General features: G+C 60.2%; 19 protein-coding genes and 1 pseudogene. 16 read left to right on the top strand and 4 right to left on the bottom strand.

All coding sequences use genetic code 11. The features are described 5' to 3' along the window. Positions 1-12: 12 nt before the first annotated feature. Both V1277_RS04185 and V1277_RS04180 read right to left on the bottom strand, forming a co-directional pair. A complete protein-coding gene (locus V1277_RS04185) occupies positions 13-528 on the bottom strand; it encodes a TRAP transporter small permease (protein WP_442894560.1) in 516 nt (171 codons plus the stop codon). 16 nt (positions 529-544) lie between these two features. Further along, entirely contained in the window at positions 545-1,552 is a 1,008-nt protein-coding gene (locus tag V1277_RS04180; RefSeq protein ID WP_334415111.1) for a TRAP transporter substrate-binding protein, read from the bottom strand. A 193-nt stretch (positions 1,553-1,745) separates the two neighbouring features. Between V1277_RS04180 and V1277_RS04175 the strand changes: the two are divergent. After that, positions 1,746-2,421 (top strand): annotated as a pseudogene (locus V1277_RS04175) (GntR family transcriptional regulator). Positions 2,422-2,541: 120 nt separating this feature from the next. On the opposite strand, the gene V1277_RS04170 reads toward V1277_RS04175, so the two are convergent. After that, on the bottom strand, positions 2,542-3,735 hold the full coding sequence (locus tag V1277_RS04170; RefSeq protein WP_334415110.1) for a CaiB/BaiF CoA transferase family protein: 1,194 nt from the start codon (positions 3,733-3,735) through the stop codon (positions 2,542-2,544). A 338-nt stretch (positions 3,736-4,073) separates the two neighbouring features. On the opposite strand from V1277_RS04170, the gene V1277_RS04165 reads away from it, so the two are divergent. The 9 genes from V1277_RS04165 to V1277_RS04125 all read left to right on the top strand — a co-directional run bounded on the left by V1277_RS04165 (position 4,074) and on the right by V1277_RS04125 (position 16,767). After that, on the top strand, positions 4,074-7,496 hold the full coding sequence (locus tag V1277_RS04165; RefSeq protein WP_334415109.1) for a M10 family metallopeptidase C-terminal domain-containing protein: 3,423 nt from the start codon (positions 4,074-4,076) through the stop codon (positions 7,494-7,496). A 386-nt stretch (positions 7,497-7,882) separates the two neighbouring features. Beyond that, positions 7,883-9,430, top strand: coding sequence for a lipopolysaccharide biosynthesis protein (locus V1277_RS04160; protein ID WP_334415108.1), 1,548 nt, complete (start codon positions 7,883-7,885; stop codon positions 9,428-9,430). Between the two features lie 3 nt (positions 9,431-9,433). Continuing rightward, entirely contained in the window at positions 9,434-11,272 is a 1,839-nt protein-coding gene (asnB, locus tag V1277_RS04155) for an asparagine synthase (glutamine-hydrolyzing) (protein ID WP_334415107.1), read from the top strand. Positions 11,273-11,275: 3 nt separating this feature from the next. Then, positions 11,276-12,364, top strand: coding sequence for a glycosyltransferase (locus V1277_RS04150; RefSeq protein ID WP_334415106.1), 1,089 nt, complete (start codon positions 11,276-11,278; stop codon positions 12,362-12,364). A 55-nt stretch (positions 12,365-12,419) separates the two neighbouring features. Continuing rightward, the gene (locus V1277_RS04145) at positions 12,420-13,259 is read left to right on the top strand and encodes a hypothetical protein (RefSeq protein ID WP_334415105.1); all 840 of its coding nucleotides are present in this window, start codon (positions 12,420-12,422) and stop codon (positions 13,257-13,259) included. After that, the gene (locus V1277_RS04140) at positions 13,256-13,825 is read left to right on the top strand and encodes an acyltransferase (RefSeq protein ID WP_334415104.1); all 570 of its coding nucleotides are present in this window, start codon (positions 13,256-13,258) and stop codon (positions 13,823-13,825) included. The genes V1277_RS04145 and V1277_RS04140 overlap by 4 nt, the downstream gene beginning before the upstream one ends. After that, the gene (locus V1277_RS04135) at positions 13,815-14,672 is read left to right on the top strand and encodes a class I SAM-dependent methyltransferase (RefSeq protein WP_334415103.1); all 858 of its coding nucleotides are present in this window, start codon (positions 13,815-13,817) and stop codon (positions 14,670-14,672) included. Before V1277_RS04140 ends, V1277_RS04135 begins: the two co-directional genes overlap by 11 nt. Continuing rightward, the gene (locus V1277_RS04130; protein ID WP_334415102.1) at positions 14,669-15,598 is read left to right on the top strand and encodes an NAD-dependent epimerase/dehydratase family protein; all 930 of its coding nucleotides are present in this window, start codon (positions 14,669-14,671) and stop codon (positions 15,596-15,598) included. Before V1277_RS04135 ends, V1277_RS04130 begins: the two co-directional genes overlap by 4 nt. A gap of 230 nt (positions 15,599-15,828) precedes the next feature. After that, positions 15,829-16,767 (top strand): glycosyltransferase family 4 protein, encoded by a 939-nt coding sequence (locus tag V1277_RS04125; protein WP_334415101.1) that lies wholly within the window; start codon positions 15,829-15,831, stop codon positions 16,765-16,767. Between the two features lie 63 nt (positions 16,768-16,830). On the opposite strand, the gene V1277_RS04120 is transcribed toward V1277_RS04125, so the two are convergent. After that, the gene (locus tag V1277_RS04120) at positions 16,831-18,171 is read right to left on the bottom strand and encodes a hypothetical protein (RefSeq protein WP_334415100.1); all 1,341 of its coding nucleotides are present in this window, start codon (positions 18,169-18,171) and stop codon (positions 16,831-16,833) included. A gap of 452 nt (positions 18,172-18,623) precedes the next feature. Here V1277_RS04120 and V1277_RS04115 point away from each other — a divergent pair, with 452 nt between their 5' ends. The 6 genes from V1277_RS04115 to V1277_RS04090 all read left to right on the top strand — a co-directional run bounded on the left by V1277_RS04115 (position 18,624) and on the right by V1277_RS04090 (position 25,109). After that, positions 18,624-19,685 carry a Gfo/Idh/MocA family protein gene (locus V1277_RS04115; RefSeq protein WP_334415099.1) on the top strand — a complete coding sequence of 354 codons (1,062 nt, stop codon included), beginning with the start codon at positions 18,624-18,626 and terminating at the stop codon, positions 19,683-19,685. After that, positions 19,682-20,149 (top strand): acyltransferase, encoded by a 468-nt coding sequence (locus V1277_RS04110; protein ID WP_334415098.1) that lies wholly within the window; start codon positions 19,682-19,684, stop codon positions 20,147-20,149. The genes V1277_RS04115 and V1277_RS04110 overlap by 4 nt, the downstream gene beginning before the upstream one ends. A gap of 11 nt (positions 20,150-20,160) precedes the next feature. Next, positions 20,161-21,270 (top strand): DegT/DnrJ/EryC1/StrS family aminotransferase, encoded by a 1,110-nt coding sequence (locus tag V1277_RS04105; protein ID WP_334415097.1) that lies wholly within the window; start codon positions 20,161-20,163, stop codon positions 21,268-21,270. Between the two features lie 220 nt (positions 21,271-21,490). Beyond that, positions 21,491-22,489, top strand: coding sequence for an NAD-dependent 4,6-dehydratase LegB (locus V1277_RS04100; protein WP_334420274.1), 999 nt, complete (start codon positions 21,491-21,493; stop codon positions 22,487-22,489). A 47-nt stretch (positions 22,490-22,536) separates the two neighbouring features. Then, positions 22,537-23,721, top strand: a complete 1,185-nt coding sequence (locus V1277_RS04095; protein ID WP_334415096.1) for a LegC family aminotransferase — start codon at positions 22,537-22,539, stop codon at positions 23,719-23,721. Next, complete coding sequence (locus V1277_RS04090; protein ID WP_334415095.1) at positions 23,721-25,109, top strand: hypothetical protein; 1,389 nt, start codon at positions 23,721-23,723, stop codon at positions 25,107-25,109. The genes V1277_RS04095 and V1277_RS04090 overlap by 1 nt, the downstream gene beginning before the upstream one ends. Positions 25,110-25,146 lie beyond the last annotated feature (37 nt).

The raw sequence follows: 25,146 nt of genomic DNA, 5'->3' as shown, positions 1-25,146 counted from the left end.
ATCGAAGGATGATCAGGTGTGCTCATCGCTTTCCGTCACAGCGATCAGATCTTGTTCCGACGCTGATCCGCTCATCACCCGCACGAGATCGAGCAGCAGGATCACGGCGGCCGACACGCCGAATACGAGCCCGGAAGAATAAAAGAACAGTCCGACCGAAATGCCTGAGGCGGGCGCGCTGTCGCCGAAGGTCAGCACCGCCTGCTTCCAGCTTCCGAGCGTCAGCAGCGCGTCCACGTAGAGCATCAACAGATAGCTCACCACGAAACAAATGAGCTTGCCGCGCGGCGGCAGCGCACGGACCAGCGTGTCAACGCCGAGATGGGCATGCAGGCGCAGCGCCACGATGGCGCCGAGGAAGGTCAGCCAGACGAGTAGCCAGCGCGACAGTTCCTCTGACGTCGCTATCCCTGAGTTGAAGAGATAGCGCAGCACCACATTGGTGAAGACCAGCACGACCATCGCAGCGAGGCAGATCGCGATCGCGACCTTGAGCAGCCGGCAGTAAAGGTCGATCAGCCGCTCGATAGTGCCCATGGCGGGCCTACTTGGCGCCACGGATGCGTGCGACCTCGCTCGTGAATAGCTTTACGCGGGCGGGGTCATATTCGGCCGAGAATTTTTCGACGACGGGTTTGGTGGCGTCCTGCATGCGGGCGTATTCGGCAGGCGCAATCTCGTTGAACTGCATGCCCTTGGCCTTCAGTTCATCCAGCGCTTTTTCAGCGGCGAGCTTGGTCTGATCGCGCTGATATTCGCGCGTCTCGGCAAAGCTGTCGCGCAGCATCTTCTGCTCTTCCGCCGACAGCCCGTCCCAGAACTTCTTGCTGACGATGACGACGTTCTGAGTGAAGGTGTGGTTGGTGGCCGAAACGTATTTCTGCACTTCGTAAAACTTGTTCGACAGGATGACGCTGTAGGGGTTCTCCTGGCCGTCGACGGTCTTGTTTTCCAGCGCGGTGTACAATTCGCCGAACGCCATCGGCACCGGGTTTGCCTTCAGCGCCTTGAAGGTTTCGAGATAGACCGGGTTCGGAATCACGCGCAGCTTCAGCCCGGAGAAATCCTCGACCTTCGCAACCGGGCGGCTGCTGTTGGTGGCGTTGCGGAAGCCCAGCCCCCAATAGCCCAACCCGATCAGTTCCTTCTCGGGCAGCAACTCCAGCATCGCCTTTCCGAATGCGCCCTGGGCCAGCGCCTCGGCCTGCTCGAACGTGCTGACGGTGAAGGGGAAGTCGAACAGGCCGAGATCCTTGACGACGCCGGCGAGCGAGGTGGTCGACGCCGAGAGGATTTCCTGCGTACCGCCACGCACCGCCGACTGCTGCTGCATCTCGTTGCCGAGTTGCGAGGCCGGAAACTCGCGGATCTTCAGCTTACCGCCGCTCTTGGCCGCCAGCACCTCGGCGAACTTCTTCACGCCAAAGCTGATGGGGTGGTCGGTGTTGTTAAGGTGGCCCCAGCGGATGGTGCGTTCCTGCACCTGGGCGGAAGCCGGTGTCCCCAAGAGCGCGCAAACGCTGACAGCAGCGCACAGCAATCCGATCCGCATGGCGGTTTTCTCCCTGTTGGTACGCGATCTTCTCGACGTCGCGGTGAGGGCAGTATTCATATGATAAAATCAAAGTCAAAATATAATTTTGGAATACTCATATGAAATAGGTTATATATGGCGAATAGTGGCGCTTGAGCGGAATCGGCTGACGTGGCACTTGCCGGTTGGCTGCCTGGCGCATGGATTGGCAATGACACTGGTCGAGCGAACGGAAGAGCAGGAAGCGGTCGGCGATGACGGCTATCGCCGCATCCGCACCGACATCGTGTTCGGCCGCCTGCGTCCGGGGCAGAAGCTCAGGCTGGAAGGTCTCAAAGAGGACTACGGCGTCAGCGTCTCCACGCTGCGCGAAATCCTCAACCAGGCTCGCCGCGGAAGGTTTTGTGCTGGCCGAGGGCAGGCGCGGCTTCGAGGTGGCGCCGATCTCGGCCGAAAACCTCCGCGAACTCGCGGAGCTTCGACTGCTGCTGGAGCAGCACGCGATGGGCGTGTCATTCGCCAATGCCGATGTCGAGTGGGAAGGGCGCGTGGTTTCCGCACATCACAAGCTGGCGTCAACGGAGCGGTTGATGGAAACTGGCCTCGGCGAGCTCGAGCAGTGGAAGCGCTATGACGGTGAATTTCATCAGGCGCTGATCTCCAATTGCGGCTCGCGCACGCTGATGGAGACGCACGCCTTGGTGTTCGACAAATATTTCCGCTATCAGATGGTGGCTTTCAGCTACCGCGGCAGCGAGCCCGCCGCCCAGCACAAGGCGCTGCTCGATAGCGCGCTGAAGCGCGACGCCGAGACCGCGACTGAGACGCTGCGCGCGCATGTGAACAATTGCGTGGAGCACGCGCTCGCAACGGCAACGCTGAAGTAAAACTGGAACGGATTAGCGACCCGTCCGCCGTAGCAAGAGCGAAGGCGGAAGCGTAATCCGCCGACCGTTTGCCGTGAATGGCGGATTACGCTGACGCTAATTCGTCCTACGCACTACCGATCACACCACCTTGCGCTGCCTGAGATCCGCTATCTCGTCCTTCGCGAAGCCGAACTCGGTGAGCACCTCTTCCGTCTGCTCGCCGAATTCCGGCGGGCGCGCGGCCATCCTGCTTGGCGTGCGCGACAGCGTCACCGGCTGGCCGACGAGCTGGATTTGGCGGTTCTCATCGTTCGGCACGTGTTGCGCGATGCCGAGGTGCTTGACCTGGGCGTCCTCGAACATCTGGTCGATCGAGTAGATCGGGCCGCAGGGCACGCCGGCCTCGTTCAATTCCTTGACCCAGGTTTCCGTCGACTTCTTTTCGGTGAGCTTGCCGATCGTTTCGTTCAGCGCGTCGCGGTTCTTGGAGCGCGCGGGCGCGGTGGCGTAATCGGGATTGGTGATCAGTTCGGGGGCGCCGATCGCTTGCGCGCAGCGTTCCCAGATCCGCCCGCCCGTGGTCGCGATGTTGATATAGCCGTCGGAGGTCTTGAAGACGCCGGTCGGGATCGAGGTCGGATGGTTGTTGCCGGCCTGCTTGGCGACTTCCTTCTCCATCAGCCAGCGCGAGGCCTGGAAATCCAGCATGAAGATCTGCGCCTGCAACAGCGATGTCTGCACCCACTGACCCTCGCCGGAAACATCTCGCTCCAACAGCGCGGTGAGGATACCGAGCGCACAGAACAGCCCGGCGGTGAGGTCGGCGACGGGGATGCCGACCCGCATCGGGCCCTGGCCCGGCGCGCCGGTGACCGACATCAGCCCACCCATGCCTTGCGCGATCTGATCGAAGCCCGGCCGCTTGTGGTAGGGGCCATCCTGGCCGAAGCCGGAGATGCTGCCATAGACGAGGCGTGGGTTGACCTGGCGCAGGCTCTCATAGTCGACGCCGAGTTTTGCCTTCACGTCGGGACGGAAATTTTCGACCACCACGTCGGCCTTGGCGGCGAGGCGCTTGAACACTTCGAGGCCCTTCGGGTCCTTCAGGTTCAGCGTCATGGCCCGTTTGTTGCGGTGCAGATTCTGAAAATCCGAGCCATGGCGCGGTCCGCCCGGCTGCTCGCCACCGCCATCTTCCAAGAGCGCGTCGATCTTGATGACGTTGGCGCCCCAGTCCGCCAATTGCCGCACGCAGGTCGGTCCGGATCGGACGCGGGTCAGATCGAGCACGGTGAAGCGGGAAAGGGCCTGCGAAGCAAGTGGGAAAGGCATTGAGAAACCTTGTTTTTTTGGATTTTCGCGGAGGGAAAAGCAGCCCGACCTGACTTAAACAAATCTCGCGCTGATTTCCAACTGCTTGTTCGCCCGGCAGGGGCGGTCATCGGGGCAGGGCGAGCCACCAATTTTTGGGGGATCGGAAGCCGGCTGCCCGGCACGGCCCCGCAAGACTACGGATGGGCGCCTGAGATTCTGCTTTTCGCCGTAATGCACCGTAAAGCAGGCGGGTGACAAAGCCCGCTGGTAAACAAGCATTAATGAAGGCGATTCTAGCCTTCCGGGTGCTTTTGCGATTCTCGCGCAACCGAACGACCTGCTGACAGGCCTGATCGATGAAGAAGAATGATCTGTTTTCCGATGAGATCTGGCCCTTCCAGCCGTTCGCGTCCGGGGCGGGCGACGGCGCGCTTCAGCCTGACGAGACGCAGGACCAAGAGTTCGGTGACGAAGGCGAGCCTTACCCGCTGGCGCTAGATGCCGCCAGCGTGTCCAGCGGCGAGGTGTATGCGGCGAAGCCGGTCGCGTCGATCGCGACGCTCGCCGACTACTTGGTCAACGGCTTTTGGCAATACAACAACAACATCGCCCATCGCTTTGCTTCCAACACCATCACCTTCAATATCAACGGGCTGAATTCGGCGGAACAGTTCCTCGCGCTATCGGCGCTGCAGGCATGGTCCGACGTTGCCAACATCAGCTTCGTCCAGACCTCCGGCTCCGCGAACATCACGTTCACCCACAACGGCACGATGCAGGCCTATAGCAGCGGTAGCTGGCCCGGGGGCTGGATCACATCCGCGATCGTCAACATCAGCACCGACTGGGTCACCACCGACGGCGGCGCCAACGACGGCAAGACTGGCATCGATAGCTACGCCTACCAGACCTACATCCACGAAATCGGCCATGCGCTCGGGCTTGGCCACCAGGGGCCGTACAACGGCAGCGCGTCGTATTCGACCAATGCGATCTATGCCAACGACACCTGGCAATATTCGATCATGTCGTATTTCGGCGAGCACAATTATTCCGGGAGCTCGTACCGCTACGTGGTCACGCCGCAGATGGCTGACATCTACGCCATGGCTTCGATCTACGGGGCGGCGACCTCAACCAGGACCGGCGACACCGTCTACGGCTTCAGCAGCAATGCGGGCGCGGTCTTCAATTTCGGCAACTACACTTCGGCGCCGGCGCTGACGATCTACGACAGCGGCGGCAACGACACGCTCGATTGCTCCGGCTATTCGTCGGCCCAGACCATCGACCTGCACTCGGGCGCGTTTTCCTCGATCGGCAGCCTCGTCAACAATATCGGGATTGCACTCAACGCAATCATCGAGAAAGCGATCGGCGGCAGCGGCAACGACAGGCTGATCGCGAGCGATTCAGGTTGCACGCTGTCCGGCGGCAACGGCAACGATACGCTGGACGGCGGGACGGGCAACGACATCATCGTGGGCGGTTCCGGCACTGACGTTGCAATATTTTCAGGCGCCCGCAGCAGCTATGTATTTACATATAATTCAGCCACACAGACGTTCACGGTAATCGATCAACGTTCCTCCGGTCAACTCGACGGCGTAGATACCCTTACCGGCGTGGAGAACTTTCAGTTTTCAGACGGGACGTTTGCGAGCACGACATTCCTGAGCCCAACGGTCATTGAGGCATTTGGGGCAACCAGTCTGGTCCAGAATTCCTCTTATTACTTTCTTCAGAGCAACAGCAGCGGAGCCGGCCCTCAACTGTATTGTTTCGGAGCGCCGGTGGTCGTGGGCCAGTTTGGCGCCTGGACGCCGATCGCAACAGAGCAGACGAGTAGCGGCTATCAGGTTGTCTTGAAAAACGGGACGGCTGACAGCTACATCGTCTGGAGTCTCGACAGCAACGGCAACTACCTCACCAATACCGCGGCTGCATCGGGGGCCAGCTCTGGCATTGTTTCGCTGGAAACGAGCTTCCAGCAGGATCTCAACGGCGACGGCACGATCGGCGTTCCCGTCGTGTCAGGAACAGCCATCGAATCTTTCGGATCGACCAAGCTGGTCCAAGTCGGCAATAACTATTATCTCGCCAGCGTCAGCAGCAATACCGGACCCGAGCTGAAAATCTACGGAGCGCCGGTAGCCGTGGGCCAGTTCGGCGCCTGGACGCCGATCGCAACAGAGCAGACGAGTAGCGGCTATCAGGTTGTCTTGAAAAACGGGACGGCTGACAGCTACATCGTCTGGAGCCTCGACAGCAACGGCAACTACCTCACCAATACCGTGGCTGCATCGGGGACCAGCTCTGGCATTGTTTCGCTGGAAACGAGCTTCCAGCAGGATCTCAATGGCGATGGCACGATCGGTGTTCCCATCGTGTCAGGAACAGCCATCGAATCCTTCGGATCGACCAAGCTGGTTCAGGTCGGCAATAACTATTATCTCGCCAGCGTCAGCAGCAATACCGGACCCGATCTGAAAATCTACGGAGCGCCGGTAGCCGTGGGCCAGTTCGGCGCCTGGACGCCGATCGCAACCGAACAGACGAGTAGCGGCTATCAGGTTGTCTTGAAAAATGGGACGGCTGACAGCTATATCGTCTGGAGCCTCGACAGCAACGGCAACTACCTCGCCAATACCGTGGCTGCATCGGGGACCAGCTCTGGCATTGTTTCGCTGGAAACGAGCTTCCAGCAGGATCTCAATGGCGATGGCACGATCGGTATTCCCGTCGTGTCAGGAACAGCCATCGAATCCTTCGGATCGACCAAGCTGGTTCAGGTCGGCAATAACTATTATCTCGCCAGCGTCAGCAGCAATACCGGACCCGAGCTGAAAATCTACGGAGCGCCGGTAGCCGTGGGCCAGTTTGGCGCCTGGACGCCGATCGCAACAGAGCAGACGAGTGGCGGCTATCAGGTTGTCTTGAAAAATGGGACGGCTGACAGCTATATCGTCTGGAGCCTCGACAGCAACGGCAACTACCTCACCAATACCGTGGCTGCATCGGGGACCAGCTCTGGCATTGTTTCGCTGGAAACGAGCTTCCAGCAGGATCTCAATGGCGATGGCACGATCGGTGTTCCCATCGTGTCAGGAACAGCCATCGAATCCTTCGGATCGACCAAGCTGGTTCAGGTCGGCAATAACTATTATCTCGCCAGCGTCAGCAGCAATACCGGACCCGATCTGAAAATCTACGGAGCGCCGGTAGCCGTGGGCCAGTTCGGCGCCTGGACGCCGATCGCAACAGAGCAGACGAGTAGCGGCTATCAGGTTGTCTTGAAGAACGGGACGGCTGACAGCTACATCGTCTGGAGTCTCGACAGCAACGGTAACTACATCACCAATACCGCGGCAGCGTCGGGATCCAGCTCGACGATCGAATCGCTGGAGCCGAGTTTCCAGCAGGACCTCAACGGCGATGGCGTGATGGGCGTTGGATCGCCTACCGTAGTCAGCACAGCTTCGTCCCTCAATATATCGGAAGCTCCGGCCGTGCTCGGCTCTGATAGCTCATTCCTGTTTCGGGCGGATTTAGGTGTGCAGACCGGTGAAGCAAATTCGGTCGTTCTGGCGGAATTCTTAGCATTAGGCAGCAATCCGCGCCTGGAATCGTTCTTAATGAATGCAGAGGCGGATTCACTGCCGGCGTTACTTCACACAGCGAACGGCACTCAGGACGCAACAGTCGATACCTCCAACTATGATAGCTTAAAGTTTCAGGCGAGCGAATTGTATGCGGGGCATTTCATTCTGCACACTTGAAATCCGTGAACACACGTCATCCATTATCCGCATCCGCTACTTCTGCTGAGCTTCAGCTTGCTTCATCCTTTGCTTCACGACCGTGGCTGGATAATATCGCTGATCGCAGTGACGGCTGTCCTCGTGCCGATCGCCTAGGTCGATTGATCGTCTTATTATACAAATATATTCAATAACTTACTTGGAGTGCATTGCGGCCTCTTAGCCGCTCCTGTAAATGGGCTCGGGTGGGGCAACTCAAAAAACTCCTGGCTCGGTTCTTGACCAAGTCGGCAAGTGTTTGTGCTTCTTAATCATCTCGGCATGGCATGTTCCCTGGTCGTTGGGTAGGTGAGCCAACTCCTGATCGACCGATCCATGTCGCCGCGGCCTAAAGCTGATATGCGGTGAGAAAAAATCCGACCGATTTGCTGGGTAATTCTGCCTGGAACGCGATCGCCTTTATCGTGGCCGTGGCACTGAACTTGATTGTCCTGCCGTTCGTGGTGTTTCGCCTCGGTGTCGCTGCGTTCGGCGTCGCTGGGCTCGTTACGGCATGTGTTGCGCCCGCGCTGGCGTTCAGCAACGCTCTTGCATTGTCGATGACCCGGGAGCTGGCCCTGCGGCTGGAGCCGTCGGAGCGCCACGATGCGCGACGAATGTTCGCTACGGCGGCGATGCTGGCATTGGCAGCCGGCGGCGCGATCGCGATGCTGCTTGCTTTGGCCGGGGCACCGCTTGCGCGGCTTGGATTTCATTTGAGTGGGTCGTCCGCGGATGATCTGGGACTCGCATTTGTGCTGGCCAGTGCCGGATGGTTGTGCCAATGCCTGGCCGCCGTCTTCCTGACCCTGTTCACGGCGCGCCAGGACTATCGAAGGGTTGCTTCGATCAGCATCGTCAGTACCGTGGTCGCAACAAGCTCCATGCTGTTGTTGATTCCACGCTGGCCTCAGGCCTCGACGTTTCTCGGCTGTCAGGCGTTGGGCTTTGCAACGAGCCTTGTTCTGGCCTTCGGATGGTCTCGACGTGTCATAGGCGATTGGCTCGCGCGCCCGACGATCGATCGCAGGTCGCTTCGTGACCTTGTCAAGCTGGGTGGCTGGCAACTGGCCGCACAGAGTGGCGCGCTCATTGCCGCACAGGCGGATCGTTACTTGCTCGGAGCTTTGCTGCAGCCGCAATTCGTCGGCTTCTATACGATTGCGCAGCGGCTGGAGGAGGCGGTGTATATCGGCGTCCTGAAGGTCGGCGAAATCCTCTTCCCGTTCTTCAGCGCTCTGCAGAAGGAGACTGACGATCGCAAGGCCGATCTCCTGTTCCGCTCGTCCTGGATACTCAATGTGCTCGCCGCGAGTGCGCTTGGCGGCCTTATCCCCGTCGCCGGCCCGTTGCTTCATCTGTGGACCGGCGCCGAAGTGGCTGCCGAGGCCCAGCGTGTGCTGGTGATACTGTCGATCGCCGGCATCCTCGGGTCGAGCTCGAATGTCTTTGCTTTCTATCTTCTGGCGCAAGGGCGATCGAGTTCGAATGCCTTGATCGCACTGCTCACGGGCGTGTTCACGCTGGCGACCAGTGCGATCGCTTTGCCGTATTTCGGATGGCAAGCGGCGGGGTGGAGCGCCTGCATCGGCATGATCGTTCAGATGGTCACCGTCTTGATCTTGCTGCGCCGGCATTTCGGCCTCGCCGGTATGCGGTCGCGTCTGACCCACTTCGTGTTGATGCCGATTGGGATCGGCATCGCAACCGCGCTGGCGTTGCGATATGGCTTCCGCAACGCGCAACTCGACCAGGCAATTGGCTGGTGGTACGTGGGGGGCTGTTATCTGCTGGCGGCTGGTATCATCTTCGTCGTCACGGTCGCGGTTTCACGGGCCGGTCCCTATGGCGTGGCCTGCTGGCGGGATCTCCGCGTCATCGCCAGCCGTTTCCTGTCCCTCAAGGCGATCTGACAAATGTGCGGAATTGCAGGCATCGTGAACCTCCGCGGCAACGCGGTCGAACCGGCGGAAATCTCGCGACTGACGAATCTCCTCTCGCATCGCGGACCCTTTGGCGAGGGCAGTTGGTTCAGCGCGAACCGCAATTTGGCGTTCGGCCACCGCAGGCTCGCCATCATCGATCCTGGCGAAGGAGGCTTTCAGCCGATGGTCTCCGGCGACGGCCGCCATGTGATCGTGTACAACGGCGAGATCTACAACTTCCTCGAGCTGCGGCGCGAACTCGAGGCACAGGGCGCGGTCTTTCGCAGCCAGTCGGACACCGAGGTCATTCTGGCCGCCTGGCGGGCCTGGCGGGAAAGGATGCTGCTGCGCTTCAACGGAATGTGGGCGCTGGCGATCTTCGACACCAAAACCGAAGAACTGTTTCTGGCGCGCGACCGCTTCGGCATCAAGCCGCTGTTGTATGCGCTGACATCGGAGCGCTTTGTCTTTGCATCCGAGCAGCGCGCGTTGGTGCGAAGCGGCCTGATCAACGTGTCGCTGGATATCGACGTGGCGCGACGGCTTATGCTTGATGCCTTCGGAGTCGAAGGAAGCGAACGGACCCTTTGCGGGGAGGTGCGCCGCCTTCAGGGCGGACATTGCATGTGGCTGCGCCAGGGCAAATTGGAGGTCCGGCGTTGGTGGCGGACGGTGGATCACCTGCCGGTGGTCCCGAACACCGAAGCCGAACAGGTGGAACGCTTTCGCGAACTGTTCCAGGACGCGGTCGCGCTTCGGATGCGCAGCGACGTGCCGATCGGGACCTGCCTATCGGGCGGATTCGATTCGTCGGCCGTGATCTGCACCATGGCCGCGCACGAAAAGGCCGGGATGGGTCCGCGGGACAGCACCTCGTGGCGCCACGCTTTTGTGGCGACGTTTCCCGGCGCCTCGAATGACGAGCGGCCGATGGCCGAGGAGGCGGCGGCGTGGGCGGATGTCGTGCCGACATTCCTCGAGATTGGGCGGGCCGACGCGCTGACCGAACTCGACCAGATCCTCGACGACAATGATGACGTCTATATCGGACTTCCAAGCGCACCCTGGCTGATTTATCGAGAACTCAGGCGTCACAACGTGACGGTGTCGCTGGATGGCCATGGTGCGGATGAGTTGATGGGGGCCTATCTTCAGGAGGGGCAATCGGGGGCGTTCTGGATGCGAAACCTGCTCGCTGGATTTGCTTCCCGTTCGGCACCGGCGCGGCGAGGCATCGATCTGTTGCGGGCGCTGATGATCCGGCGCCAGGGAAACTATTTCCTCCGTGGCGGTCTGCGCGACGTGCCGGCGGAGCTTCCGCTGGTCGGAGCAGACGACGTGCTGCCGCGCGACTGGGGCGCATTGAACCGACGGCTCTACCGGATGTTTCACAGTACCGTGCTGCCGACCATCCTGCGAAACTTCGACCGCCTGTCAATGGCTCACGGCATTGAGGTCCGCATGCCGTTCATGGACTGGCGTCTGGTTACCTATGCGATGGCGTTGCCGGAATCCAGCAAGTCATCGAATGGCTATACCAAGGTCGTTGCACGAAAGGCGATGGCTAACCTGATGCCAGAGTCCATCCGGATGGGACGCCGTAAGGTCGGATTCAATTCGCCGATGCCCGAATGGTTGAACGGACCTCTGGCCGGCTGGACCGCGGGTTTGCTCGACCAGAAGGTACCGGCGTTTGCCGAGCTGGTGGATGAGGAACGCTTGCGCCGGACCGTTGGCCATTTGACCTCCTCGAAACAGTGGGATTGGGAGTCGGTCGGCCGCATCTGGCCGTATCTGAACATGAAATGGATGCTGATGAGGTTTGCGTGAGCGATGCGCTTGTTCCAAAACAGTGGGCTCTACCCGTCCTATCTCGCGCACCTGAACCAGCTCGCGGCGAAAGCTTCGAGTTTCGCAGAGCGTCGTCGCATCTTCCTGGACGACCGCTTTGGCGCGCTGCATTTTCTGAAGCCGGTGCTCGAGCAGGAACCCGAGGCGTTCTTCACCAATGGCGACGATGAAATCCTGCAGCGTCACTGGGCGCGGGAGCAGGGACTTCCGGGCAAGCCGACGCTTGAGGCCATATTGCTTGCCCAGATCGAGCATCACCGGACCGAAGTTTTCTACAATCTTGATCCCGTGCGCTATCCCAGCGCGTTCGTCGGCAAGCTGCCCGGCTGTGTCAGGAAGACATTTTGCTGGCGTGCCGCGCCATCAGGAAACGCCGATCTGACGGCCTATGGCGCGGTGCTCGGAAACTTTCCCTCCATCCTTGAATCTTGGCGCCAGAGAGGTTGCCGGGCAGAACTGTTTTTTCCGGCACTGGACCCTTTGATGGATGAGTATGGTCACGGCGAGCGTACGATCGACGTGCTTTTTGTGGGCGGCTATTCACGACATCATACCGCGCGTGCCAAGACGCTCGAACAGGTGGCGAGCCTGGCGGGCACGCGCCGGATCGTCTATCGTCTCGACGCTTCGCGGCTGACCAGGCTCGCCGAAAGCCCCATCGGCGCTTGGCTGCCGTTGCAAAAGCACCGGCGTCCCGACGCCATCGCCAGGATTGCAGAGCCGCCAGTGTTCGGCAGGCAGTTTTACGAATTGATCGGATCATCGAAGATCGTGCTCAACGGCGCCATCGATATGGCGGGCACCGATAGGGGAAACATGCGCTGCTTCGAGGCCATGGGGTGCGGCGCACTGCTGGTATCCGACGTCGGCGGTTATCCGGATGCAATGGAACCGGGAGTGACGATGGAGACGTACGGCTCGGCGCGGGAGGTAACCGAAGTCATTTCAAGGTGCCTGCGAGATTGGCCGGAATCGGCCGAAATGGCGGGGCGGGGAAGGACCCGGGTTGCGGAGACCTACAGCAAGGCTTCGCAGTGGAAACAGTTTGGCGATCTCGTCGCCGGGGTCTAGCCGTGCTAGAGCGGCTGCATAGCGGACGGACGGGGCGGTTGATTGGGCGTCGATGATGCGTACGGATAGGCTTATTTATGGGGTCAAGTGGCTGCTCGATGGGGCAGCCGCGCCCGTGTTCAAGATGCGGCCGCGGCCCTTCGGTCCAGGCTATCAGACGGTGAAGCGCGGGATCATCACGTCGGCAATCGACAGCGGCCTGCTTCGCGACGGGAAAGAGCTGCCGCGCGGCTATGGCCTCGCCATGGACGAAAGGGTGGTGGAGTATCCCTGGCTGTTCTCGCGATTGTCCAAGGTCGGCACCATGCTCGATGCCGGCTCGACCTTCAATCACGACTTTCTCCTGCGGCGTCCTCCGTTGCGGGACGCCGATCTCACCATCATGACCCTGGCGCCGGAAAAGCGCTGCTATTGGCATGAGGGGTATTCGTACGTGTTCGGCGATCTCAGGAATACGATGTTTGCCGATCGTGTGTTCGACACGATCGCCAGCATCTCGACGATCGAACATATCGGCCTGGATAACAGGATGCTCTATACGGGAAAACCGGAGGATGCGGAATCCGATCAAGATGGCTTTGTCCCGGCCGTCAAGGAATTCAAGCGCATTCTCAAGCCCGGTGGCAATTGCCTTATTTCGGTGCCATTTGGCAAGCGCGACAACCTCGGCTGGTATCAGGTTTTCGACCGAGCCATGGTTGAAAAGATCGTTGAGACCTTTGGTCCATCGTCGCACCAGATCGACTATTTCGGATATTCGCGGGATGGCTGGTCCCGGCAATCGGCCGCAGCGCTTGCGAACGCAACAGTATATGACGTCCATACGGGCAAGGGATGGGGCGATGACCTGGCGGCATCGTCACGCGCTGTGGCGTGCCTCCAGTTAACAGCATGAACGTCGATTACCTGATTCAGCGGCTGATCGGGCGGGCGACCTGCCGGTTGCAGCGCGACGCCGTGCTCGGCTCTCGGGCAAGGATCAGAAACATCCGGGGCGATACGGACAAGATCGTTGTCGGCCAACATAGTCGTATCCTGGGAGAGCTCTTGACGTTCGCGCACGGCGGAGAGATCAAGATTGGCGAGTGGTGTTATGTCGGAGAGGATAGCCGGATCTGGTCGGCCGCTTCCATCGTCATCGGCAATCGCGTCCTGATCTCGCACTCTGTCAATATATTCGACAACCTCACCCATCCACTTCGGGCGGCGAAACGGCACGAACAGATCAGGCAAATCTTCACCCACGGCCATCCGCGCGAAATCTCGCTCGATGAGAGCCCGGTGACGATCTGCGACGATGCCTGGATTGGCGCCGGCGCAATGGTCCTGCGCGGGGTGACGGTGGGTAAGGGCGGCGTTGTGGCAGCCGGCGCCGTCGTCACCAAGGATGTCCCGGCCTTTTCCATCGTGGCAGGAAATCCGGCGGAGCGCATCAGGGAGATTCCACCTGATGAAAGGTGAGCAGAAATTCACGACGTGGGAAGATGCCGTGGTTTGGCTGCGCAACCAGCCGGACCAACGTCAGCTTGTGCTCGACGCGTTCTATGACGACCCTCTGATCGATGCGGCCGAGCGTTATTTTACCAGTGCCGAATGGCAGGCGGTTTCGAAGTTCTTGGAGAATCGAACCGGCAAGGCGCTCGACGTCGGCGCCGGGCGCGGAATTGCGAGCTACGCGCTGGCGCGAAGCGGATTTGCGGTCACTGCGCTCGAGCCTGATCCCAGCGCGGTGGTCGGGACGGCGGCGATCCGCGGTCTGGCGACCGAGGCTGGCCTGCCGATCGAGGTGGTCGAGGAGTTTTCCGAGCGCCTCCCGTTCGCTGACGGCGTGTTCGATGTCGTGTTCGCGCGGGCCGTGCTGCACCATATGCGCGATCTCGACAGCGCCTGCCGGGAAATGTTCCGCGTGCTTCGTCCCGGCGGAATGCTCATCGCCGCGCGCGAACACGTGATCAGCAGGGAATCCGATCTCGGGGCATTCCTCGATCAGCATCCCCTGCATCACCTCTATGGCGGCGAGCACGCGTATCTTCTCGATCGATATATCGGCGCGTTGAGGAATGCGGGATTTGCTGCGATCGAGGTGCTCTCGCCACTCAAGAGCCCGATCAATCTGTTTCCCCATACAATCGAGACGCTGCGAGCGGCCGTCGTGGAAAGATTGACGGACAAGATTCCGGTCAAGCCCGTTTGGCGCACCGCGCTCGCTTCCAGGAGCGTTTTCACATCGCTGCTTTCGATGGCAGAGCGCTTTGACCACCGGCCCGGCCGGCTTTACTCGTTTGTCTGTCACAAGGCACAGTCATGAGCATGTGGGTTACCGGCGCCAATGGCTTCATTGGCCGGCATCTCGTTCGAGTGCTGGCCGATCGGGGCTGTCGCGTTCACGGCATCGGTCACGGCGCGATCGGGGAAGCCGAACGGCATCGCATCGGTCTCGAGCATTGGCTGAACGGTGAGATCGATGCGGCCAATCTCAACGCACTTGCGGAGCGCGCCGGACTGCCATCGACGATCTTCCATCTGGCCGGCGGATCGTCGGTCGGATTGTCGATCGCGCAGCCGTTTGAGGATTTTTCGCGCACCGTTACGAGCACGGCCAGGCTGCTGGAGTGGCTGCGCGGGGCCGCCAGGGATTGTCGCTTGATTGTCGCGTCGAGCGCGGCAGTCTATGGAGAAGGTCACGGGGGAGCGATCCCGGTGGATGCCGCAACGCTTCCGATGTCGCCCTATGGGCAGCACAAGCTGATGATGGAGCAACTGTGCCGCAGCTATGCCATCACGTTTGGGATTCGCAGTACGGTGGCGCGGTTGTTCTCGGTCTACGGGCCAAACTTGCGCAAGCAATTGCCATGGGACATCTGCTCCCGCTTGCAAGCTGGTGAGCGGAACCTGGTGCTGGGCGGAACAGGTACGGAGGTGCGGGACTGGACCGATGTTCGCGACGTCGCCCGGCTGTTGGCCGTGATCGGCGGAACGCCACAGGCGGAGACCTTTCAAGTGATCAACGCTGGCTCCGGGCTTGGAACGACGGTGGCACGGGTTGCCGCCATGCTTGCAGAATGCTGGGGCGGAACCGTATCGGTACGATATTCGGGCATTGTACGCGCCGGCGATCCGTCCAGTCTGCTGGCGGACGACGCAACGGTCCGCGCTCTGCCCTTCGACTGGACGATCTCGCCTGAACAGGGCTTTGCGGACTATGTCTCGTGGTTCAAGGGTCAGAGCCGGTGAACAAGGGTGCGCCGCTGCGTCTCGCTTTTACGCATATTCCCCGCAGGCTCTGGGCCGGCGGCTACAACTATCAAAGCAATCTATTTCAGGCGCTGAGCAAGTTCCGCACCGGCGAGTTTGCGCCCGTCCTGTTTGCCGGGACCGGTGACGATGATGCCGATCTTGCGCCGCTTGCCGCGATACCTGATGTGGAGGTGGTGCGATCGGCGGCGTTCGACGGCCGTGCCGGTTTGGCTGCGGCGCTGGCATGGGGATTGGACCGGGAGGCGGCGGCAGAATTCCGGACGCATCGCATCGACGCCGTCTTCGAAGCTGCCCGCTTCTTTGGCTGGCGACTGCCTTATCCCGCAGTAGCCTGGTTTCCCGATTTTCAGCATCGACGATTGCCGCGGCTGTTTCCGGCGGCGGCGCGGTGGCGTCGCGAAGCCGGCTTCCGAATGCAGATCGCATCCGGGCGTACCGTCATGCTGAGCAGCGAAAGCTCGCATCGCGACTTCCGGAAGTTCTATCCCGGAGCGAAGAACGAGGTCTGTGTGGTTCGTTTCGCGACCGGGCCGTCGCCGGCGTTCCTGACCGCAAATCCGGCTGAGATCGTTGCGCAGTATCAGTTGCCTGAAAAATATTTCTACCTGCCAAATCAGTTCTACACGCACAAGAATCACCAGGTGGTCGTCGATGCGCTGGCCATCCTGGCGGAGCGAGGGTTCGATGCGGTCGTGTGTGCCTCGGGCAGCACCGAAGATCGTCGCGAGCGAGGCTATTTCGATGAGGTCATGGCGGGCGTCCGAAGTCGCGGGCTCGAAAAACGCTTCCGTCATCTGGGAATGATTCCGCTTTCGCATGTCTACGCATTGCTGCGGGCGTGCACCGGGCTGATCAATCCGTCGCGATCGGAGGGATGGAGCACAACCGTCGAGGAGGCGAAGTCGTTTGGCGTGCCGATGATATTGTCTGATCTTGATGTCCACCGCGAACAGACCAACGATACGGCGAGCTATTTCGGGACGGATGATCCCGCGGCCCTGGCCGATCACATTGTGCGAGTCTCGCAGGACTCCGAAGTTTCGATCAGTCGAAATCAGGTTCCGCATCAAAACGACCGCGTGGCTGCCTTTGCGGCTGATTTTGCCGATGCGCTTCGAACTGCAATGCAGCCATTTGGAAGATAGCATCTCTGCCGTCGCGGCGGGCCACTAAGGCTCGCGGGATATCCTTGCGCGCCGGGACATGAATTAGCTCTTCGGCTCGTTCGCTGCCAAACCAAATGAATCTCGTGGCGTGATGTACCAGAGAAGGAAAAGGATGGAGCAACCGTGGGTAAGCAGCACGGTGGTCAGGGGCACGTTGAGAAGTGCCTGCACAATGACGGCGCCCGAGATCAGGATGAACCGTGGCGGCAAACCAGCAGAAACTCGATTGCCAAGCGCTATCACAAGCCCCGACACGAGCGCCGTAACTGGGGCAAAGAAGGCTCCCACGGAGGCGATACCTTCCGTCGCAAACAGCGACGCATTGAATTGTCCGCCAATGCCAAAAGCATTGTAAATGACGTTCGCCAGCTGCTCCTGATAGGGGCAAGCGACGAAGGGTTTCAGCAAGAATACCTGACAGAAATTCGTTACGGGATGAGTGAAGAAAAAGCCATTGTAATAGTCCATGGCCAATGAGGGAATCGCGATCATCCGAAAGTTCACGAGCCCAAAATAGGGGATGGCCAGACTGTAAGGCAACATCCCCTGCTGGAACAGGATGATTAGCAACAATCCGACGGATATCGGCACCAGCAGCGAAAGAGTAACAGCAAGCTTGAAGTTGAAATACCTCGAAAGGGCCAACATTGCCACGAGCCAAAACGGCGTGAACAGGGCCAGTTTGCTCAGCGTGATCGGGTAGAACATCAACAACAGAAACAGAGCCGCGCCGGCGCGCCAAATATTTCCGCGTCCCACAAAACAGGCGAATGCAAATGGTAGCAGCGCGTTGGATGTTATTCCGATCACGTAGTTCAGAATCACCGGAAATCCAAGTTCGGAGCGGTAGTTGTAGATGTTTTCAATCGTGACAAATTTGAAGCTGTAGCTGGCACCGATGAGGATCGTCGCGAAACTCAGCGACAGAATCAGAGTGAGCAGACGGTCCAATCCCGATTGGGACAAAGTATAGATTTGGCGAATGGGCGAGGAGATGAACAGGGCCGGCAACAAGAACGCGATCGCCGATGCCGCAGCAGAAAGCCCGGCTAACCGATGATTGTAGACCAACTCTGAAAAACTATTCAGCCACAAATACCCCGTGAGCATCGTATAGGAATAGAAGCCGACGATGTAACCGAAGCTATTTCCGGCAAATGCAAAAAGCACTGAAATGAGGGCAAATGCAGCTATCAGGACGATAGCGTTAGGCAGGCGCGAAGGATGAAAGGATATGTAGTACTCCGAATAATAGTGGGCAGTATAAACAAGAGAAATACAGGATACCGCGATCAGAATCCAGTTCAGGAGGATCAGGCCCTGACGCTTCCCAAACAGAAGGTTTGGTACGGACATTTGCCTTTGCACGGTCAGATTTTCCATTTTTCGGGGCCGGCATCTAGGTTTGCGATGGCTTACATTCGAGGTTTTCCGAGCTTAGGCAAGCGAAAGCTGGCAGGCACTGCACCATTTGAGGAATCAACGAGGGTCAGGTTGCAATCTCCGTAGCCGAGCCAAGAGTCGCAGGCGAAAAGGTTGGTTCGTTGTTCTTGCAATCGGCTGCCGAAACGTCGCGCCTTCTTGGCTGAGGTCGTCAGATTCGGGCCCCTGCGTCGGATGACGCAGTCCGGGTTCGGTAAGTCCGGTCTCCCGGGTTGACAATATTTGAATAGCCAGTGAGGACATATTATGAATGTCGGCCGGCTAGGTCGTATCAGGCGATCAGATCCACGAACAAGTGTCTAGCGACAACAGGTGTTTGACTATCGAGAATGGCCTTTGGTTGCTTGCTAAGCTTGTCATCGCAATGTAGTCGGTCAGTATAGGGACGTATGATGATCAGATTTGGCCTGCTCGGGTGTGGGCGCATTGCCAAGCGTCATTCCGAGTTGCTCGGAGGCGGCTATATCAACGGAGCAAAGCTCGTCGCGGTCTGCGACCCGATCCGGGAGCGGGCTGACGCGATTGCATCGAAATTCGTCGTGCCGGCGGATTATGATATCGATGCCTTTCTCGCTCGAACGGATATCGACGCGGTGGCGGTGCTGACGCCGAGCGGGATGCATCCTGCACATGTCGTCGCCTGCGCCAAGGCCGGAAAGCACGCCATCGTCGAGAAGCCGATGGCATTGCGGCTTCAGGACGCCGACGACATGATCCGCGCCTGCGACGAGGCCGGCGTCAAGCTGTTCGTCGTCAAGCAGAATCGCTTCAATGTTCCGGTGGTGAAGGCGCGCGAGGCGCTGGAGGCCGGCCGCTTCGGCCGCCTGATACTCGGCACCGTGCGCGTCCGCTGGTGCCGCGACCAGGCCTATTACGACCAGGATGCCTGGCGTGGCACCTGGGCTTATGACGGCGGCGTGCTCTCGAATCAGGCCAGCCATCACGTCGACATGCTGGAATGGTTTTTCGGCGACGTCGTCAGCGTTCACGCCCGCGCGGCGACGGCGCTGGCGAAGATCGAGGCCGAGGACACGGCGGTCGCGACGCTGAAGTTCCGCAACGGTGCGCTCGGGATCATCGAGGCGACCACGGCCGCGCGTCCAACCGACCTCGAAGGCTCGCTTTCGATTCTCGGAGAGAAGGGAACGGTCGAAATCGCCGGCTTTGCCGTCAACCAGATCCGGCACTGGCGCTTTGTCGAGGAACTTGCCTCGGACAGAGACGTGATCGAGAAGTTTTCCGTTAATCCGCCGAACGTCTACGGCTTCGGCCATCAGGCCTATTACCAGCACGTGATCGACTGCCTGGTCAACCAGCGCTCCGCGCTGGTTGACGGTCTCGAAGGGCGCAAGAGCCTGGAACTGATTTCGGCGCTCTACGAATCAATCGAGACGGGCGCCGAGGTGCCCCTTCGCTTCGCGCCTCGGCTGGGCCGGCTCGGTGTCGTGTCGTGAACCGGCCGGAGATGCATCAGGCGGGCGTGCGCGATGTCGCGTTCGGCGCGCGTGTCAAGATCGTCGAGCCGTGTAATCTCTACGGCTGCAAAATCGGCGATGATTGCTTTGTCGGGCCGTTCACCGAGATCCAGAAGGGCGTCGTGATCGGCGCCCGCACGCGGGTGCAGTCTCATGCCTTCATCTGCGAACTGGTCACGATCGGCGAAGACTGCTTTGTCGGGCACGGGGTGATGTTCGTGAACGACACGTTTTCGACAGGCGGCCCGGCCCGCGGCAACAGGGATTTATGGCGCGAGACCGTGATCGGAAACCGCGTCTCGATCGGCTCCAACGCCACCATCATGCCGGTGAGGATCGCCGATGACGTCGTGATCGGCGCAGGCTCCGTTGTGACCAAGGACATCACGATATCCGGAACCTATGCCGGCAATCCGGCGCGACGGCTGCTGACGGACAAGTAGGAAGACGACCGATGCCAGTGCCTTTTGCGGATCTGCAACTGCAGTATCAGACCATCAAGAGCGAGATCGATGGCGCGATTGCTTCCGTCATCCGCGACAACGCGTTCATTCGCGGGTCCTACGTCGACGCGTTCGAACGGGAGTTCGCCGCTGCCGTTGACGTCAAGCATTGCGTGTCCTGCGCCAACGGCACCGATGCGCTGTATCTCGCCATGGCCGCGCTGAAGGTCAGGCCGGGCGACGAGGTGATCACCACGGCGCATTCCTGGATCAGCACGTCCGCAATGATCACGCATGCCGGCGCCACCGTGGTGTTCTGCGACACCGACGGCTCGACCTTCACGATCGATCCGGCGGCGATCGAGGCCGCGATCACGCCACGCACCGTCGGCATCATCCCCGTGCACCTGTACGGGCAACCGGCCGACATGGACGCGATCATGGCGATCGCGAGCAAGCATAAGCTCTGGGTGATCGAGGACTGTGCGCAGGCGCATCTGGCGCGTTACAAGGGCCAGCAGGTAGGTACGTTCGGCGCGGCCGCGACCTATTCGTTCTACCCGGGCAAGAATCTCGGCGCGATGGGGGATGCCGGCGCCGTCGTCACCAACGACGCCGCGCTCGCCGAGCACATGACGATGCTGGCGCGGCACGGTGGTCTGGTAAAGCATCAGCATCATATCGAAGGCATCAACAGCCGGCTCGACGGTATGCAGGCCGCGATCCTGTCGGCGAAACTGCCGCATCTCGCGCAGTGGACCAAGGCGCGTCAGGACGCGGCAAAAGCCTACGGCGCCGGCCTCAACCAGATCGAGGATGTGATCGTGCCTCAGGTCGCGCCTGACCGCACCCACGTCTATCATCTCTACACGATCAGGCATCCGCGCCGCGACGCGCTGGCGGCGCATTTGAACGCGAACGGCGTGCAGACCGCGATCAATTATCCGACGGCGCTGCCGTTCCTTGCCGCGTATCGGCGGTTTGACCATCGTCCCGAGCAATTTCCGAATGCGTTCGCCGATCAGGGACGCATCCTGTCGCTGCCGATGTTTGCGGAAATCGCTACCGAACAACTCCAAAGTGTCATCGATCTCATCCGCGCGTTCCGCGGACCAGGTTGATGCGGTATCATGGTAGTCGTCGATTCCTGGCGCTGTCCCGGTAATTGTTATTGGGATCAAGGCGTTACGGGGAAAGGCAATTTGCCGACGTAAGAGCCATGGTGCCTTTTTTCTGTGTGTTCCGGCTGGCCTCTCGCAGAAGGACTGTTTAGAAGCGGCCATACCAGATCGGGTACCTCATTCTTCAGGGTAGCTTGGCTTGGCGAAGGGAACCGAGAAGTTGCGGAAAATTTTGCTGACAGGCGCAGGCGGATTTATCGGATCTCACCTCGCGGAGGAACTGGTCCGCCTCAATTTCGCGGTCCGTGCGTTTGTGCACTACAACAGCATGGGCTCGCACGGCTGGCTTGATTCCTCTCCACCCGAGATACGCAAGGAACTCGACATATTCGCAGGCAACGTGTGCGATCCGAATGGCGTGCGCACAGCGATGAAGGGATGCGATGCCGTCTTGCATCTCGCAGCGCTAATCGCGATTCCCTATTCCTACCATTCGCCGGACACTTACGTCGAAACCAACATCCGCGGCACCCTCAATGTGCTGCAGGCGGCGCGAGATCTCGGCGTTGAGCATTTGGTGCACACCTCCACCAGCGAGGTCTATGGCACGGCCCAGTTCGTTCCGATCACGGAGGAGCATCGGCTGCAGGGGCAATCGCCCTATTCCGCGACCAAGATCGGCGCGGATCAACTCGCGCTGTCGTTCGAGCGTTCGTTCGGGACGCCGGTCACCGTGGTGCGGCCGTTTAATACCTACGGTCCCCGGCAATCGGCGCGCGCGGTGATCCCGGCCATCATTACCCAGATCGCTGCGGGCGCGCGCAAGGTCAAGCTCGGCAGCATCCATCCAACGCGCGATTTCAATTATGTCGCCGACACCGTCGGCGGCTTCCTGGCGGCGCTCGACTCGAAAGCCGGTATCGGCGAGGTCATCAATATCGGGAGCGCGTTCGAGATTTCGATTGGCGATGTCGCGCGCATGATCGCGGAATTGATGGGCGTGACGATCGAGATCGAGCAAGACGACGTCCGCGTCCGCCCCGAGCGCAGTGAAGTTGATCGCCTATGGGCCAGCAATGCCAAGGCGCATAAGCTTCTCGGCTGGTCGCCGCGTTTTGCCGGCGTGGATGGCCTGCGCAAGGGCCTCGAACAGACCATCGCCTGGTTCACCAAGCAGGAGAACCTGTCTCGTTATCGTGCCAATGCGTACACGCTGTGAATAACATGAGCACTTCCTCTGCCCAGGCGAGCCACAATCGTCCCGCCATGCCTGACCTCAAGCCTGTGCTCGACGCCGTGGATGCCGTGCTCGGTACGGCCGCTCGCCCCGTCGAGTTGCACGAGCCGCGCTTTGGTGAGCGCGAGCGTGAGCTGGTGCTCGATTGCATCGATACCAACTGGGTGTCGTCCGCGGGCAAATATGTCACTCGTTTCGAGGAAATGGTCGCCGCCGCGACCGGCTCGCGCCATGCGGTGGCGATCGTCAACGGTACCGCCGCGCTTCATGCCGCATTGGTGCTCGAAGGTGTCGAGCAAGACGACGAGGTGCTGCTGCCTTCAATCACCTTCGTCGCCACAGCGAACGCGGTGAGCCATGCCGGTGCCATCCCGCATTTCGTCGATTCGACCTGGGATACGCTGGGGCTCGATCCTCAAGCGCTCGAGGCGCATCTCGACGCTATCGCCGCGCGGCGGAATGGAGCATGGGTAAACAAGCAGACGGGCCGTCGGCTTCGCGCATTGGTTCCGGTGCACATCTTCGGGCATCCGGTGGACATGACCGCACTGGGCGCGGTGGCCGCCAAATACGATCTCGTGATCGTCGAGGACGCGACCGAATCGCTCGGTTCGACCCTGAACGGGCAGGGCTGCGGCACGTTTGGCCATTCCGCCGTACTCAGCTTCAACGGCAATAAAATCGTCACTACTGGCGGCGGCGGCATGATCGTGACCGACGACGAGGCGCATGCCCGTCACGCGCAACATTTTACCTCTACGGCGAAGAAGGCGCACGCCTGGGCATTCGACCATGACGAGGTCGCCTACAACTACCGCCTGCCGAATATCAATGCGGCGCTTGGTTGTGCGCAGATGGAGCGCCTGTCGGCGATGGTCGATGCCAAGCGCGTCCTCGCCGAGCGTTATCTGCGTGCTTTCAGCGATTTCCCCTGGGCGCGCATCTATCGTGAGCCGAAGGGCTCGCAAAGCAACTACTGGCTCAATACGCTCGTGCTCGATCGCGAATACGCCGCCGAGCGCGACCGGCTGCTCGGGGCCCTGCACGGTCACGGCATTCGCGCAAGGCCGCTGTGGACGCCCATGCACCTCTTGCCGATGTACCGGGACTGCCCGCGTTCGCCGCTCCCAGTCGCCGAAGACATGCATACGCGCTGCATCAACCTGCCGAGCAGCCCCTTTCTGGCCGAAAGCGCCAACAAGAACAAGATCTGATGCCCCGCGTTGTCTTCTTCACCATTCACAGCACGACGCCGTGGTGGAAATACTTGGCGTCGCGCATGGAATTTGCCGAGGCGGTCGTGCTGAGCGACCTGCGGGATGACGGTGATTATTCACTGGTCGACGATTTCTACCGCTTTATCGGTAAGGGAAATGCGGCCTCTGTCGCGCTTGCGCGGTTTGGCGAGGAAGGATGCGCCGATATCATCCTGCGCTGCCGCGTGCTCCGCAGCATCAACCGCGATCTCGCGCTCAAACTGATCGGCGGCATGGCCCAGGCGATCGAGCAGGCTTTCGACAAGCTCGATCCGCATCTCGTGGTGACGTTTACCATCGACCGCTATGTCATGGACGTGATGGAGCGGATCGCGCGCCGGCGCGGCATCGATTTTCTCGAAATGACGACATCGATCATTCCCGACCAGGTGATGCTGATGCGTCGCGGACGTCCGGCCAAGTTGCGCGAGCCCTCGATCGAGGACATCGATGCCGCGATTGGTCAGCTCTGCGCCGAAGATTTCGCGCCCGCTTATGTGCGCGATGCCAAACGCTTTTCACGGGCCAGGTTCTGGCGCATATTCGGTTACTACGCCCTGCGTGGTGCCTTCTTCAATGTGTGGCGCTTCCTCAAGCGCGACCGCTACAATTGCCATTATCTCGATGCGCTAAAGCGACTCGAGCACAAGGTGCGCATCCGCGACGTTGCCGCGCTCAAGCTGCTCGACGATGGCTGGGATAAGCGGCTGGCCGATTTGCCGCCCGAGCGGCGAGTGTTTCTCGGACTGCAGCTCTTTCCCGAAGCCTCGATGGACTATTGGCTGAAGTCCCAGGATATGCTTGCGCATGACGATGTGCTGCTGCGCTATTGCGAGGTGCTTGGCCGCGCGGGCTATCGCATATTCGTCAAAGATCATCCGCTGCAATTTGGCTTCCGCCAGCGCGAGTTGTTCGAGCGGCTGTCAAAGCTACCCTTCGTGACGCTGGTGCCCTATGATGTGCCGGCTAACCTGCTGATCGGAAAATGCGCAGTCTCGGTGACGTTCACGGGGACGATCGGGCTCCAGGCGGCGTTGGCAGGACTTTGTTCGGTCGCGACCGAACCCTACTATGCAACCGAGCAGCATTTCGTGCACATCCGAGATGTCGACGAAATCGACGTGCTTGCGGAGCGGCTTGCGCGATGGCGTCGGCCTGATGATCTCGCGACGACGCGGCGCGAGATCATGCGGCACCTCGCAGCAATTAGTGCCGAGGGAGATTATTTCGGCTGGCGCAATTTCGATCCTGAAAATGCTGCCGCGCGCGCGTCAGTCGAGCCATTGGCACGTTCGCTGAACGCGCACTTGCCGCACTTCCTGAAGTCCTGCAGAACCGCCGCCTGACGATCACGCAGGGAACACGCTGCAATGGCCGGTGAGG

This window comes from Bradyrhizobium sp. AZCC 1588 (genome assembly GCF_036924735.1).
Lineage (GTDB): Bacteria > Pseudomonadota > Alphaproteobacteria > Rhizobiales > Xanthobacteraceae > Bradyrhizobium.
This window is presented reverse-complemented; position numbering and strand designations above follow the sequence as displayed.